The organism is Luteimonas sp. A482, assembly GCF_054072655.1.
This window is the reverse complement of record NZ_JBSVRO010000001.1, coordinates 1,747,331-1,761,653: the sequence shown is the minus strand read 5'-3', so window position 1 is coordinate 1,761,653 and position 14,323 is coordinate 1,747,331. Positions and strand designations below refer to the sequence as shown.

Here is a 14,323-nt window from a genome sequence, read left to right as displayed (position 1 = left end):
ATGACACCCGAGGATCGCAGCCGGTACCTGCGCATGTTCGAGCCCAAGCTGCTCAGCGTGCTGCGCGAGGGCTATGGGCTGCAGACACTCAAGGCCGATGCGCTGGCCGGCCTGACCGTTGCCGTGGTCGCGCTGCCGCTGGCAATGGCCTTGGCCATCGCGTCGGGGACAACTCCCGAAAAAGGCCTGCATACGGCGATCATCGCCGGCTTCCTGATCTCGTTCTTCGGCGGCTCGCGGGTACAGATCGGCGGGCCGACCGCCGCGTTCATCCCGGTCGTGTTTGTGGTCATCCAGACCTTCGGCTACGGCGGACTGATCCTGTGCACGCTGATGGCCGGGCTGATGCTGATCGCCGCCGGCCTGCTGCGGCTGGGCACGCTGATGAAGTACATGCCGCAACCCGTGATCACCGGTTTCACCGCCGGCATCGCGGTCAGCATCTTCTCCAGCCAGGTCAAGGACGCGCTCGGCCTGCAGATGGGCGAAGTGCCCGTGGGATTCCTGGAGCGCTGGAGTGCGTACGGCACGCACCTGGCCAGTACCCAGCCGGCGGCCGTGGCGCTCACGGTACTGGGACTGGCGCTGATCTTCGGCCTGCGGCGCCGGCGGCCGAAGTGGCCTGGCTTCCTGATCGCGCTGTGCGCATGCACCTTCGTGGCGACGGGGCTGGGGCTGCCCGCCGAAACCATCGGCTCGCGCTTTGGCGACCTGCCCACGTCCCTGCCGCAATTCGAACTTCCGCACATTCCCTTCGATCGCTTCTTCGAACTGCTCCCGAGCGCGTTCACCATTGCCTTCCTGGCCGGCGTCGAATCGCTGCTGTCGGCGGTGGTGGCCGACGGAATGACCGGCGGGCGCCATCGTTCCAACGGCGAACTGGTGGCACAGGGCATTGCCAACGTGGGGTCGGCCCTGTTCGGCGGCCTGCCCGCCACCGGCGCGATCGCGCGCACCGCCACCAACATCCGTGCCGGCGGCCGCACGCCCATGGCCGGCATCCTGCACGCGGGTTTCCTGCTGCTGTTCGTGCTGCTGCTCGCGCCGCTGATGCGCTACGTGCCGCTGGCCGCGCTGGCGGCGGTGCTGCTGGTGGTGGCCTGGAACATGAGCGAGGCGGAGAACTTCCGCAACACCATGTCCGCGCCCTGGGGCGACCGGCTGGTGCTGCTGCTGACCTTCGTGCTGACGGTGATGTTCGACCTCACCATCGCGATCCAGGCGGGCGTCGTGCTGGCCGCCTTCGTTTTCATGTTCCGCATGGCCGAGGCGGTGGAGGTCAGCTCGGGCATCAGCATGATCGACGACGACCTGCATGCCGATCCAGGTCGTGAGGTCGATCTCGACCAGCGGGCGAAACTTCCCGCGGGTGTCGAGGCCTACCAGATCGGCGGCCCGCTGTTCTTTGGCGCGGCCAACCGCCTGGACAACCTGCTCGACCAGTTCTTCGAGCCGCCGAAGGTGCTGATCCTGCGCATGCGGCTGGTACCGGTGATCGATTCCAGCGGCGTGCATGCGCTCAAGAAGCTGGCCGAACGCTGCCATCGCCAAGGCATTGCGCTGATCGTCTCGGGCCTGCAGGAACAGCCCAACCGCGTGATCGCGAAGATGGGGCTGCACAATGGCCCGGTCGCGCTGCACCTGGCCTCGAATTTCGAGCGTGCGGTGAAGATGGCGAAGTCGATCATCGGGCTGCGCGTGGACTGATACCGGCCGCGGCACTGCCTTGCGGCTTGCGACGCGGTGGCGTCGAGCCTGGACGACGACGTAACGCGGCGTACGTTTTCCCGCCGTGGCGCAGAATGCCGCCCCATCACGAATCGATCATTGTGTGCCTGACAGCATCGGCACCCATGATGGCACCCGAGGGCAATGCACCGGCGCGGGGTTGGTTCGAAACGCGCCCACAACTGGTACAGACGGCGCAGGCAGGCGACTGGGACATCCGCCTTGCCGATGGCCCCATCGTGGCCACCGCGATCCACGACGGGCATGCGATTCGCCCGTCGCTGCACTCGCTGCTTGCGCTTTCCGACGAAGAACGCTGGCGCGAGGAGGACCCGCTGACGGGTCTGCTGACCAGCGCCGGCGACGTGCGCATCCGCGTGCCCGTGTCGCGTTTCGAGGTCGACCTCAATCGTCCGCGCGAGCTGGCCGTCTATGCGCAGCCGGAGCACTGCTGGGGACTGCAAGCGTGGAAGTCGCCGCTGCCCGCAAACGAGATCACGCGCTCGCTCGATCGCTGGGACCGCTTCTACGGCATGTTCGCCGAGCTCATCGAGCACATGCTCGAGCGCTGGCAGGCCGTGCTGCTGATCGACCTGCACAGCTACAACCATCGGCGCGACGGCGCCGCCGCGGCCTGCGCCCCACGGGCGGACAACCCCGACATCGAGCTGGGCCTGACCACCGCCGATCCCGACCGCTGGGGTGAAGCGACGGAACGCTTTGCCCAGGCCTTGCGCAGCGTCCCGGTCGCGGGGCGCACGCCGGACGTGCGCGCCAACGTGCGCTTCCCCACCGGCGGGCACTTCCCCGAATGGGTGTATGCCCGCTGGGGATCCCGGGTGTGCACGATCTCGCCCGAGTACAAGAAGATCTTCATGGACGAGTGGACCGGGCACGCGGACATCGCGGCGCTGCACGCACTCGAACGTGGCCTGCGCAAAGCCGTTGACGCCGTGCGGCCCGCCTTCCGGAAACGCGCCTAGTGGACGCGTTTGCACCGCCGCTGCGGGCCCTGCCCCCGATCGCGGCCGACGTCGATGCCGCGCTGCTGGCAATGGATGCCGAACTGGACTGGCTGCTGGCGCTCAACCCGCTCGGTACCGACGCGCTGTGGGATGAGTTCGACGCCAGCGGTCGCACCCGCGTCTCCGGCCTGCGCTATGCCGAGCCGCTGCTCGACCTCGACGCCATGCGCCAGCGGCTGCTTGCGCTGCCGGTCGACCACATCGAATCGCCGCTGCTGGCTGAGGTTCTGGGCGAAAAGCAGCGAGATCTCGCGCGCACCATCGAACTGGTCCGCCTGCGCGGCACCGAAGGCTTCATCGGCGCGAGTATCGAGCTGTTTGGTGGCGTCGAGGCGGACCTGCTGCAGCTGGCGCGCCGCATCCTTGCCGATGTCGAACCCGGTGAGCCGCTTGAGGCGGACATCGGTGTCGACGCGGTCGTGACCGCAGTCGAGGCCGAAGTCGCGTGGTATCGCGAACAGGCGCCGGATTTCGTGCTGGACGTGACCATCAACGCCGACGTCGGCTCGCTGATGATGGTTTCGCACGGCCGGCTGTACCTGGACGCGGACCTGCGCCTGCCGGCAGCGCGCCTGCAGCCCTTGCTGCAGCATGAAATCGGCACCCACGTGATCACCCACTACAACGGCGCGCGCCAGCCGCTGCGCCAGCTGGCAGTCGGCCTGGCCCAGTACGATCCGCTGCAGGAGGGGCTGGGCGTGCTGGCCGAATACCTGGCCGGCTACCTGCCGGGCGAACGGCTGCGCATCCTCGCCGCACGCGTGCTCGCCGCCGACATGGCGATCCACCGGCAGGGCATCCCGGAGATCTTCGCCTGCCTGCACGATTGCCACGGCTTCGCCACCGATGATGCCTTCGACGTGGCCGTGCGCGCACTGCGCGGCGGCGGACTGACCAAGGACGCGGTCTATCTGCGCGGCCTGCGCGAGCTCCTCGCCGACCTGCGCGAGGGCGGCGACTTCGCTGCGCTGTTCAGCGGCAAGTTCGCACTGGCCCACCGCGGGATCCTGGCCGCGCTGATCGACGACGGTTGGGTGGCGCCGCCGCGCCTGCTGCCGCGCTACGCCAGCGCCGACGGCTTTGCCCAAGTGCTCGAACGCTGCCGGACCGTCGACGTCGGGCAGCTCCACCATTCCCACCCCGCACCCCTTCCCCTCGAGGAACAACCTGCATGAGCGAGCGACCCCTGCGCCTGGGCTTCGTCGTCAACGACGTGGCCACCGAACAGGACAACTACACCACCATCCGATTGACGCGCAGGGCGCTCGGCATGGGCCATTCCGTTGCGTTGATCGGGCTGGAAGGCTTCATCTACGACCAGGACGGGCACGTGTACGCCAAGGCCCACGTGCCGCGCGGCGACGCCTATGCCGACGATGCGGCGCTGCTTGCGGAGATCCAGGACGAAGATGCCGCCGTCGAGCGCGTCAGCGTCGAGGAACTGGACGTGCTGATGCTGCGCAGCGACCCGGCCGAGGAGCTGGTCGACCGCCCATGGGCGCCCAACAGCGCGCTGCTGTTCGCCCAGCTGGTGGTGCGCCGCGGCGTGATCGTACTCAACGACCCGACCCATCTGACCGACGCCTCCAACAAGACCTACTTCCAGCATTTCCCCGAGGACGTGCGGCCGGTCACCTGCATCAGCCGCGATGCCGACGAGATCAAGGCCTTCATCGCCGCGCAGGGCGGACGCGGCGTGATCAAGCCCCTGCAGGGATCCGGCGGCCAGGGCGTGTTCGTGGTGAACGACGACGGCGGCGCCAACGTCAACCAGATGATCGATGCGGTGACACGCGACGGCTACGCGATCGCGCAGGAGTACCTGCCCAAGGCGGCCGACGGCGACCTGCGCCTGCTGACGCTCAACGGCCGGCCGTTGCAGGTGGACGGGCGCTACGCCTGCTTCCGCCGCTACAACGACAGCGGCGACGCGCGCAGCAACATCAGCGCCGGCGGCAAGATCGAACTGGCCGAGCCCGATGCGGACGCGCTGCGCCTGGCCGAACTGGTTGCGCCCAAATTGATCCGCGACGGCATGTACCTGGCCGGGCTCGACATCGTCGGCGACAAGCTGATGGAGGTGAACGTCGACACGCCCGGTGGCATCAACATGGCCGAAGAGCTGACCGGCGTGGACTTCAGTGGCCACATCATCGAGGACCTGGCGCGCAAGGTGCGGCTGCGCAACCAGTATCGCGGCAACCTGTCCAACGTGGAACTGGCGATGCTGTAAGCGGGCACCGCGTGTCCCACGCGCATGGTGCGCGGTGCGGATGGTAGCGGCAGCGCGCGCCAAGTCGATCCATGCATGCCCGGCATGCCTGGTTTGCGCTTGCAGCAAGTCGGGTGACATCGATGTGATTCGCGCCTTGCAAAGCCCGGCAGTCGGCGCCCCAACCGTTCACGTTCCTGACGTCTCCCGGGGCATCGCCGCACGCATGCAGCTTGCGCCGGGCCCGGCGTAGATCCCGCCTGCCCAGGGAAACGTCCAGAAGCGAGACTTATTCCGCTTCAGTGATCGCTCCACGCCAGTTTGTGATCGCAGCGCCGCGCCAACGTCGCCGTGGCCTATGCTCGCCCGGGCGCTGCATGCGCAGCCTAGGGAGGACACCATGACAACGAATACCAGCCCGCTCCGAACCGCGAACCCGCGGTCGCGCCACCGCATCGCCCTGGGCGCCACGCTCGCCCTGCTTTGGGCCGTGGTGCCGCTTGCGTCCGCACAGGACGACAAGATGACGATCATCGACACTCCGGACCAGCCGAACGCGATCGCGCTCGACACAGGCCCCTTGCCCGATGCGAAGCAGAAGGAAGCCTGGCATCGCCAGTACGGCAGCGTGTTCGCGCGCAATGTCACCGATGCCACGCTGACGCCGTTCCTGCCCGATCCGGCGAAGGCGACCGGCGCCGCGGTGATCGTGGCACCGGGCGGCGGCTTCCGCTCGCTGTCGATGGAGAACGAAGGCTGGGACGTGGCGCGCGCGCTCGCCGATCGTGGCGTCGCCGCCTTCGTGCTCAAGTACCGCCTCAACCAGACGCCGGCTGACCTTGACGGTTTCGCCAAGTCGATCCGCGACATGCTGGCCGGTCCGCGTCCGCCGCGCGATCCGGGTTCATCCGAGTCGGCAACCATGCTCGCGCCGCAGCTGGAAGATTCGCGCGCGGCCTTCGCCCTGGTGCGCAGCCGCGCCGAAGAGTGGAACGTGGATCCGGACCGCATCGGCATGATCGGCTTCTCGGCCGGCGCCATGCTGACGATGGTGACCGCGCTGTCGGGCGAAGACGCCAAGCCGGCCTTCATCGGCAACATCTATGGTCCGATCGCGCCGCTGGAAGTGCCGGCCGATGCGCCGCCGCTGTTCGTCGCGCTGGCTGCCGACGACGGCCTGTTCTCGAACACCGGCTTCGGCCTGATCGAGAGCTGGCAGAAGGCCGGGCGCCCGGTGGAGTTCCACTACTACGAGCGCGGCGGCCACGGCTTCGGCATGTACCCGAAGGACACCACCAGCACCGGCTGGTTCGAGGCCTGGGTCAGCTGGCTGAAGATGCACGGCATGCTGGAAGGCAAGGGCTCCTGAGGTCTTGAAGCAACCGGGCTGGTCCAGTCGGCCCGGTTGCAGTCGTTCCTCCGCCGCAAGGCCTGCACGCCTGTCGTCCCCGTCAGGACGGGAAGCGGGATCTCTCGGAGAGCGTGAGAACTGGAACTGTCATTTCGACCAAAGGGAGAAATCTGCAGTCCGGCAGACAAGGCAGATTTCTCCCTTCGGTCGAAATGACAAACAGCTATCGGATGGCCGCGCGATGGCCCGGACGGCAATGTGCTTTCGCGGAAATGCCGATCGACAGGGCCCAGTCCATCCCTAGTCCGATTCCTCCGCCGCCTCGCGCCCCTGCTGGCGGATCAGCGCCTCTTCGCGCGCATCGTTGATGGCATGTCGCACGCCGTCGATATCGGGGGCGGACTCATCGTGTTCGAACTCGCCGGTCAGCTCGCTGTCCGGCCGCAGTTCGCCGGCTTCGAACAGCGCCCACATTTCCTCGCCGTACCAGGTCTCCAGCAGCTCGGGCGCCCAGCCGCCGAGGCAGGCGGTGATGTTGTTCACATCACGCAGCAGCATGGTGCGCGCGGCGTTGTTGCCGGCGGCGCTGACCACCTGCGGGAAGTCGATGAGCACCGGCCCGTCGGCGGCGACCAGCACGTTGTAGGGCGACAGGTCGCCGTGCACCAGGCCGACGCACAGCATCTTCACCACCTGCCGCACCAGGAACCGGTGGAAGCCGCGCGCCTCGTCCGGCGACAGCTCCACCTCGCCCAGCCGCGGCGCCGAATGCCCGTTCGCATCCACCACCAGCTCCATCACCAGCACGCCGTGGAAATAGCCATGGGGCTCGGGCACGCGCACGCCGGCGTCGCGCAGCTGGTACAGCGCCTCGACCTCGGTGTTCTTCCAGGCCGCTTCCTGCTGCTTGCGCCCGTACTTGCTGGCCTTGCCGATCGCGCGCGCCTCGCGGCTGCCGCGCACCTTGCGCCCTTCCTGGTACTGCACGCGCTGCTGGAAGCTGCGCTGGGCCATGTCCTTGTACACCTTGGCGCAGCGGATCTCTTCGCCCGCGCGCACCACGTACACGGCCGCCTCCTTGCCGCTCTTGAGCGGACGCATCACGGCATCGATCACGCCGTCTTCGATCAGCGCCTGCAGGCCTGCGGGAGTTTTCATGGCACCTCTTGAGGAAACGGGTCGACGGCGCGCCCGGTTCGACACCGGAACCGGCGCCGTCCGGCGCGCCAGAGTGCGCGAACGATACACTGCGCGTCCCTGATCCCGTGGCACATCATTCATGTCCGACCCGGTTCGACTGGCCAGGCGCGTGGCCGAACTGGCGCGGTGTTCACGCGCCGACGCCGAACAGTACGTCCAGGGCGGCTGGGTGAAGGTCGACGGCCAGGTGGTGGAAGAGCCCAATCGCATGGTCACGGAGGAAGCGGTCGAGATCGACGACGCCGCGCAGCTGCAGGCCAGCGAGCCCGCCACCCTGCTGCTGCACAAGCCACCCGGTTTCGACGCGATCACGGGCGCCAACCCGGCCGCGGCCCTGGTCACGCCCGCCACGCGATGGAGCGAGGATGCCAGCGGCGTGCGCCCGCTCCAGCAGCATTTCCAGCGGCTGGTGCCGCTGATGCCGCTGGAGCGCGAGGCCAGCGGGCTGGTCGTGCTGAGCCAGGACGGCCGCGTGCGGCGGCGGCTGGCCGAGGACGTGGACACCATCGAGCAGGAATTCATCGTGGAGGTCGACGGTACGTTGGGCCCGTGGGGCCTGAGCCGGCTCAACCACGGCCTGGTCTACGAGGGCCGGCCGCTGCCGCCGTGCAAGGTCAGCTGGCAGAACGAGATCCGCCTGCGTTTCGCGATCAAGGCCGTGCGCGACGGGCAACTGCGCGACATGTGCGCGCAGGTGGGCCTGAAAGTGGTGTCCATCCGCCGGATCCGCATCGGCAGGATTCCGCTGGCGAAGATGCCCGCCGGCAGCTGGCGCTACCTGCCGGTGGGCGAAAAGTTCTGAGTCGGCCGTCCAGTCGATCGAAGTGCGGGCGCGGGCGTCGCTGCCCTGTTCGCCTCAGCGCGCCACCTGCCGCCCGCGATCGATCGTGAATTCCACGCGCTGGCCGGCGATGTCCGGACCCGGCTGCCCCGATCCCACCCAGATGCGATAGCGTCCCGGCATCACCTGGCGGTCGCCTTCCACATCGACCGCACTCAGGTCGCGCGGGTCCAGCTCGAATTCCAGCGTGCGGGTTTCGCCCGGGGCCAGCGTCACCCGCTGGAATCCGCGCAGCGCGATCCGCGGCACGCCCTCCAGCTCCGGGAACTCCAGGTAGAGCTGGGCGACCTCGTCGCCGGCGCGTTCGCCCGCGTTGCGCAGCTGCGCGCTCACGCGGACCCCTTCCGAGGCACCGCCGGCCGCGGGTACAAGCTGCAGCGGCGCGTAGGCGAAGCGCGTGTAGCTCAGGCCGTGTCCGAAGGGATACACCGGGGTGCCTTCGAAGTAGCGGTAGGTGCGGCCGCGCATGTCGTAGTCGCCGAACGGGGGCAGCTCGTCGACCGAGCGGTAGAAGGTCAGCGGCAGGCGACCGGCCGGATTGACGTGGCCAGCCAGCACGTTGGCCACGGCCAAGCCGCCGGACTGGCCCGGATACCAGGCCTCGACGATGGCGTCGGCGTGCGCCTTCGCCCAGGCCAGGTTGACCTGGCTGCCGTTCATCAGCACCACCACCAGCGGCTTGCCGGTGGCGCGCGCGGCCACCAGCAGCGCCTGCTGGTCGGCCAGCAGGTCCAGCGAGGTCTTGTCGCCGCCCTTGAAGCCTGGCACCTCGATCGGCGCTTCCTCGGCCTCCAGGTCCGAGGTCAGCCCGACCACCGCCACCAGCACGTCGCTGTCGGCGGCCGCCGCGCGCATGTCGGCTTCGGGCGTGTCGGACACGCGTTTCCAGACCATGCCGATGCCGGTCAGGATCCGCGCCTCGGTGGTCACGGTCACCGGATAGCGCCGGCCGCCCTCCAGGCGCACGGTCTTCATGGTGGGCAGGCTGTTCCAGGACGCGCCGCGCAGGTCGACGAAGGGCTGGCCGTCGAACCGCATCTCGCCGTTGAAACCGCCGATGCCGAGCCGGTAGAGGCCGGTTTCCGGCGGAACGAGGTAGCCGCTCCACTGCACGCGGTGCACGTCGCGCACCTGCGCCAGGTCGAGGCTGCGCGAGTTGACGTCGGCCTCGACGCGGGTCACGACCGGCTCGGCCTCGAACCCGGTGCGCTGCACCCAGGCATCAAGTTCGCCCGGCCCGAAACGCGCCGGCGGAACTGCGGCCGCGTTGTAGTAGCGGGCGAGCAGGCCGGGTGCGCCGTCGGGCGTGCGCAGCGCGCTGGTGGGCACCGGATCGCCGTCGGTGAAGGTCTCGCCGAACGGCACGTGGCGCACCTGCGCGTCCGGCATGGCGCGGCGCAATCCTTCGAGCACGGACACCGGCGCCGCCGACTGCGGCGATGAATAGTTGCCGCGGAGCACGCGGGTCGCGTCGCCCAGCGGCCCGATCACCGCGACACGCGTGTCCGCGCGCAGCGGCAGCACGCCGTCGTTCTTGAGCAGCACAAGGCTCTTTTCCGCCGCTTCCAGCGCGACTGCGCCATGCGCCGGCGTGCCCACATCGGCGGGCGATGCGCTGTCGATGGACAGAGGACGCAGGCCCGGCAGGTCGCCGGTGCGGTAGCGCGCCGCGAACAGCCGCACCAGGGCGCGGTCGATGTCGGCCATCGACAGCAACCCGCGTGCCAGCGCCTCGCGGTAGGGCTCGGCCAGGCCATCGGTATCGGTGAGCGTGGCGCCGCTGCATTCGTTGTCCACGCCCGCGCGCATCGCCGCCGCCACCGCGCTCGCGGGGTCCGGGGCGAAATGATGGTGCTTGCGGATGTCGGTCACGGCATCGCAATCCGACACCACATAGCCCTTGAACGACCAGGCATCACGCAGGTAGTCCTTGAGCAGCATGTCGCTGGCGCAGGCGGGCTGGCCGTCGATGCGGTTGTAGGCACACATCACCGACGCGGCGCCACCCTCGACGATCGCGGCGCGGAAGGCAGGCAGGTAGGTGTCCTCCAGGTCACGCCTGGACACGAACACGTTCGCCTCGTGCCGCGTGGACTCCGGGCCGCTGTGCACCGCGTAGTGCTTGGGCGTGGCGACGACGTCGATCCAGTCCGGGTGCGCGCCCTGCATGCCGCGCACGTAGGCCACGCCCATGCGCGCGGCGAGGAACGGATCCTCGCCGTAGGTTTCCTGGCCGCGGCCCCAGCGCGGATCGCGGAAAATGTTGATGTTGGGCGACCAGGTGTTGAGGCCCGTGCCGATGCGCCCGGTGCGCCCGGTCTGCCGCGCCAGTGCATGCAGGCCTCGCACCTCGGTGCTGATCACCGCGGCCACGCGCTGCACGAGTGCGTCGTCGAAGCTCGCCGCCAGCCCGATCGGTTCGGGGAAGTTGGTCGTGGGCAGCGAGCCCATCGCCCCGTGCAGCGACTCGGTCCACCAGTTGTAGGACGGCACGTCCAGCCGATCGATGGCCGGCGCGGTGTTGAGCAGCTGCGCCAGCTTCTCGTCGGTGGTCATGCGTGCGACCAGTTGCGTAGCCAGCGCCTCCGCCCCGCCCGCCTGCGTGCCACGCGCCCCGCCCTGCTGCGCGGCCAGCGGCGCCATCGTGATCATCGCCAACAGCGCCACGGCGCAACGTATCCGGTGCAACGGATGCATCCTGCTCTCCTCGGTGGGCCCGCCGTAGGGTGGACACGGAGTCCCGGCGGCATGCGCAGCCAGCCTGCTTCGGCGGCGCGTCAGGGATGATTGCACGGCGGCGCCTGGCGACTGATCGAGATTCGCGCCGCCGACTTGCCAGTTTGGTGATGGCGGTGCGAATGCGCCCACGCGGCCTGCACGTGCCCGTGAGCCGGCCGATGCTGGTAACAGGCATGGCCGCGACCGTTTGGACTGTCGTCCCGGGCGACTACAATTGCCCGCTTCCCGCATCCCGGCACGCGCATGGCCCTGAACTCGACGATCTACAAGCTGGAGCTGCAGGTCAGCGACATGGACCGGCATTACTACGCCAGCCACAACCTCACCCTCGCCCAGCACCCGTCGGAAACGCCGGCGCGGTTGATGGTGCGGCTGATCGCGTTCGCCCTGTACGCCCATGAGCGCCTGGAGTTCGGCCGCGGGTTGAGCACCGACGAAGACCCGGACCTGTGGCTGCGCGATTACACCGGCGACATCGACCTGTGGATCGAGCTGGGCCAGCCCGACGAGAGCCGCGTCCGCAAGGCCTGCGCCCGCGCGCGCCAGGTGGTGGTGATCAACTACAGCGGCAACGGCGCCGAAATCTGGTGGAACAAGGCCGCCAGCGCGCTGTCACGGCTGAAGAACCTGACCGTGATCGACCTGGCGCCGGACGACATCGAGGTCATCGTCGGGCTGCTCGAACGCGGCATGCGCCTGACCGCGATGATCCAGGACGGCGAACTGCAGCTGATGAGCGATCGCCAGAACGTCGCGCTCACGCCGCGCGTGCGGATCGCCGCTGCCGGCTGAGCACGCGCGGCGGGCATGGCGAGCGTCACACCGCCGTTGACCCTCGGCCTGCAGTGGTCGCCGCGCGGCTTCAGGCCCGCTTCGACGAGATCCACGCGTGGATCAGCCCGGCCTGGAAAAACTGCACCGGCGGCTCGAAACCACCCGCCGCGATGATCGAGGCCACATCGGCCGCGGGAATCACCGCGACGTCCTCCGAATAAGCCGCCCGCATCCGCTCGATGGCCTCGGCAGGCACGTCGGCGGCGGCCATCATGCGCGTCCACGCAGGCAGCAGCACTTCGTAAGCGGCCGAGTGCACGTCCGACGCGAGATCCGAGCTCGCCAGCAGCCCGCCAACGCGCAGGCGCGTCGCGATCGCGCGGAAGAATTGCGTGCGCTGCACCTGGTCGACGAGGAACTGCGACACCAGCAGGCAGGTGGCCGCATCGAACGGCGCATCCGCGGGCAGCGATTCCAGGAACCCCTGGTGGAAGCGACAGCGCTGCGCGAAGCCCTCGGCCTCGGCCCGCTCCCGGCACGCCGCGAGCATGGCGCCGGAGGGTTCCACCGCGGTGAACGTCCACCCCGGGAAGCGGCGCGCCAGATGGGCCATCTCCTGGCCCGTGCCGACGCCGACGCACAGCACGCGCGCGTCCTGCGGCAGCCCCGCGAGCAGGGGCTCCAGCATGAGGTAGAGACAGTCGCGGATGGCAGCGGTCTTCGCCCACCGGCTGTCGTATCCGGCGGCCTGCTGGTCGAACAGGGCAACGATCTGGTCGGATTGCATCGCGGCAGCTTAGCGCAGGCTGCCGGGGCGGCGTCCATCGTCAGGTGGCATCGAAGGCACCCACTTGCGCCGGGCACGGCACCCTGCACCGGGCGCGCGCGTTCACGCGCGTTCGCGTGGCTGTCCGCTAGCCTGCCAGGCTTGAGTGCGCCTCAAACGTGGCCTGCTCGCGCGCGACGCAGGCAATGCGTGCGCTGCCCCCGTATTCCCTGCCCAGGACCTCGAAAGTCGACATGTGGAAAGAGAGGATCAAGGCCGATTTCCAGCTCGCGACCGTCCTCATGTTCGCCGCGATCACGGTGTTGGGGGTCACCCCGTTCGCCGTGTACAGATTCATGTCCGGCCAGCCCCTGACGGGCATCATCGATCTGCTCATCGTCGCCTGCATCAGCGTGGGCGCAGTGCATGCGTGGCGAACCGGGCGCACGGACGGCGCGGCGACCTTCCTGGCGGTCAGCTACTCGATCGGATGCATCGGCATCGCGCATGTGGCTGGCCTGTCTGGAGTGCTCTGGCTGTATCCGGTCCTGGTGGCCAACTTCCTGCTGGTGCGGCGCAGGCCCGCGCTGCTCATGTCGGTGGTCGCCATCACCGGCGTCGTGCTCAGCGACCCGGCGCTGGGCACCGCTGCGCACAAGATCGGCTTCATCACCACCGCGGTCGTGGTGAGCCTGTTCTCCTTCGTCTTCGCGTCGCGCGCAGCAGTACAGCGCTCGCAGCTGCAGGCGATCGCGCTGCGCGATCCGCTCACTGGGGCGGGCAACCGCCGCGGCATGGAGGCCGAACTGGAGATCGCCATCGCCTCCAGCGTCCGCAGCGGCGTGCCGATGGGGTTGCTGGTGTTCGACCTCGACAACTTCAAACAGATCAACGACAGCTTCGGCCACGAGGCCGGTGACGAGGTGCTGGTGCAGATCGCCGACGTGGTCCGCGCCAGCACGCGCATGGACGACCGCTTCTTCCGGCCGGGCGGCGAGGAGTTCGTGCTGCTGCTGCCGGGCGCGACCGCAGGCTCGCTTCGCGAGGTCGCCGAGAAGCTGCGCAGCGCGGTGGAGCGGGAAGTCCAGGCGCAGGGACGCACCGTCACCATCTCGGTCGGGGCCACCCCGTTTCACCCCACGGACTCTCCCGGCGAATGGCTGGCCCGCGCCGACGCGGCCATGTACGAGGCCAAGCGCACCGGGCGCAACCGCACGGTGGTGACAGGCCTGCGATAGTCGCAATACCAACCCGGGCGGCCATCCAGCGAGGTGCCTCGCGACGGCCGAGGTTGGTCATGCCGGACGCGGTACCACCGCCGACAGGTGGCGCATCGCCTGCTGGCCTGGGCCGGGCGCGAAGTCGCCGCGGTCCGATGGCGCCATGTTGCCGCGACGCAGGCTGGCGCATAATCCCCCTGACGACTGCACCGCAGTCAGCGCCAGAGCGCCAGGAGAAGAAATGAGCAAGGGCCTGAACCAGAAGAAGGAACAGAAGAAGAAGCCGGCCAAGACCATGAAGGAGAAGAAGGCCGAGAAGCGCGAGAAGACCGAAACCAAGCGCTTCGGACCCGCCTGAGCAGAGCCTGTCTCAAAAGCACCAGGGGGTGGAGTCAGAGGGACGCGACTCCACCCGCCAGCGGCCCAGGTCTGCGGGTCCGCCGACTACCATCCGATGATGGGCTAGC

The 14,323-nt window shown here is 68.8% G+C and carries 11 protein-coding genes; 8 read left to right on the top strand and 3 right to left on the bottom strand.

The features are described from left to right. The 5 genes from ACW5DW_RS07820 (at position 1) to ACW5DW_RS07800 (ending at position 6,334) form a co-directional block, all read left to right on the top strand. Positions 1 to 1,707: a SulP family inorganic anion transporter gene (locus ACW5DW_RS07820; protein WP_457018198.1), complete on the top strand. Its 1,707-nt coding sequence runs from the start codon at positions 1 to 3 to the stop codon at positions 1,705 to 1,707. Between the two features lie 146 nt (positions 1,708 to 1,853). Then, on the top strand, positions 1,854 to 2,711 hold the full coding sequence (locus ACW5DW_RS07815) for an N-formylglutamate amidohydrolase (RefSeq protein ID WP_457018197.1): 858 nt from the start codon (positions 1,854 to 1,856) through the stop codon (positions 2,709 to 2,711). Beyond that, positions 2,711 to 3,928, top strand: coding sequence for a tyrosine/phenylalanine carboxypeptidase domain-containing protein (locus tag ACW5DW_RS07810; protein WP_457018196.1), 1,218 nt, complete (start codon positions 2,711 to 2,713; stop codon positions 3,926 to 3,928). Before ACW5DW_RS07815 ends, ACW5DW_RS07810 begins: the two co-directional genes overlap by 1 nt. Next, positions 3,925 to 4,986, top strand: coding sequence for an ATP-grasp domain-containing protein (locus ACW5DW_RS07805; RefSeq protein WP_457018195.1), 1,062 nt, complete (start codon positions 3,925 to 3,927; stop codon positions 4,984 to 4,986). Before ACW5DW_RS07810 ends, ACW5DW_RS07805 begins: the two co-directional genes overlap by 4 nt. Before the next feature lie 379 nt (positions 4,987 to 5,365). Next, a complete protein-coding gene (locus ACW5DW_RS07800; RefSeq protein WP_457018194.1) occupies positions 5,366 to 6,334 on the top strand; it encodes an alpha/beta hydrolase in 969 nt (322 codons plus the stop codon). 282 nt (positions 6,335 to 6,616) lie between these two features. Here ACW5DW_RS07800 and ACW5DW_RS07795 read toward each other — a convergent pair whose 3' ends face one another. Continuing rightward, a complete protein-coding gene (locus ACW5DW_RS07795; protein ID WP_457018193.1) occupies positions 6,617 to 7,474 on the bottom strand; it encodes a PA4780 family RIO1-like protein kinase in 858 nt (285 codons plus the stop codon). A 121-nt stretch (positions 7,475 to 7,595) separates the two neighbouring features. Here ACW5DW_RS07795 and ACW5DW_RS07790 point away from each other — a divergent pair, with 121 nt between their 5' ends. Then, positions 7,596 to 8,318, top strand: a complete 723-nt coding sequence (locus tag ACW5DW_RS07790) for an rRNA pseudouridine synthase (protein ID WP_457018192.1) — start codon at positions 7,596 to 7,598, stop codon at positions 8,316 to 8,318. 54 nt (positions 8,319 to 8,372) lie between these two features. On the opposite strand, the gene ACW5DW_RS07785 is transcribed toward ACW5DW_RS07790, so the two are convergent. After that, positions 8,373 to 11,054 carry a glycoside hydrolase family 3 C-terminal domain-containing protein gene (locus tag ACW5DW_RS07785; RefSeq protein WP_457018191.1) on the bottom strand — a complete coding sequence of 894 codons (2,682 nt, stop codon included), beginning with the start codon at positions 11,052 to 11,054 and terminating at the stop codon, positions 8,373 to 8,375. A gap of 285 nt (positions 11,055 to 11,339) precedes the next feature. Here ACW5DW_RS07785 and ACW5DW_RS07780 point away from each other — a divergent pair, with 285 nt between their 5' ends. Further along, positions 11,340 to 11,888, top strand: coding sequence for a YaeQ family protein (locus ACW5DW_RS07780; RefSeq protein WP_457018190.1), 549 nt, complete (start codon positions 11,340 to 11,342; stop codon positions 11,886 to 11,888). A gap of 70 nt (positions 11,889 to 11,958) precedes the next feature. Here ACW5DW_RS07780 and ACW5DW_RS07775 read toward each other — a convergent pair whose 3' ends face one another. Beyond that, entirely contained in the window at positions 11,959 to 12,657 is a 699-nt protein-coding gene (locus tag ACW5DW_RS07775) for a class I SAM-dependent methyltransferase (protein WP_457018189.1), read from the bottom strand. Between the two features lie 233 nt (positions 12,658 to 12,890). On the opposite strand from ACW5DW_RS07775, the gene ACW5DW_RS07770 reads away from it, so the two are divergent. Further along, positions 12,891 to 13,874, top strand: coding sequence for a GGDEF domain-containing protein (locus tag ACW5DW_RS07770; RefSeq protein ID WP_457018188.1), 984 nt, complete (start codon positions 12,891 to 12,893; stop codon positions 13,872 to 13,874). Positions 13,875 to 14,323: the final 449 nt, after the last annotated feature.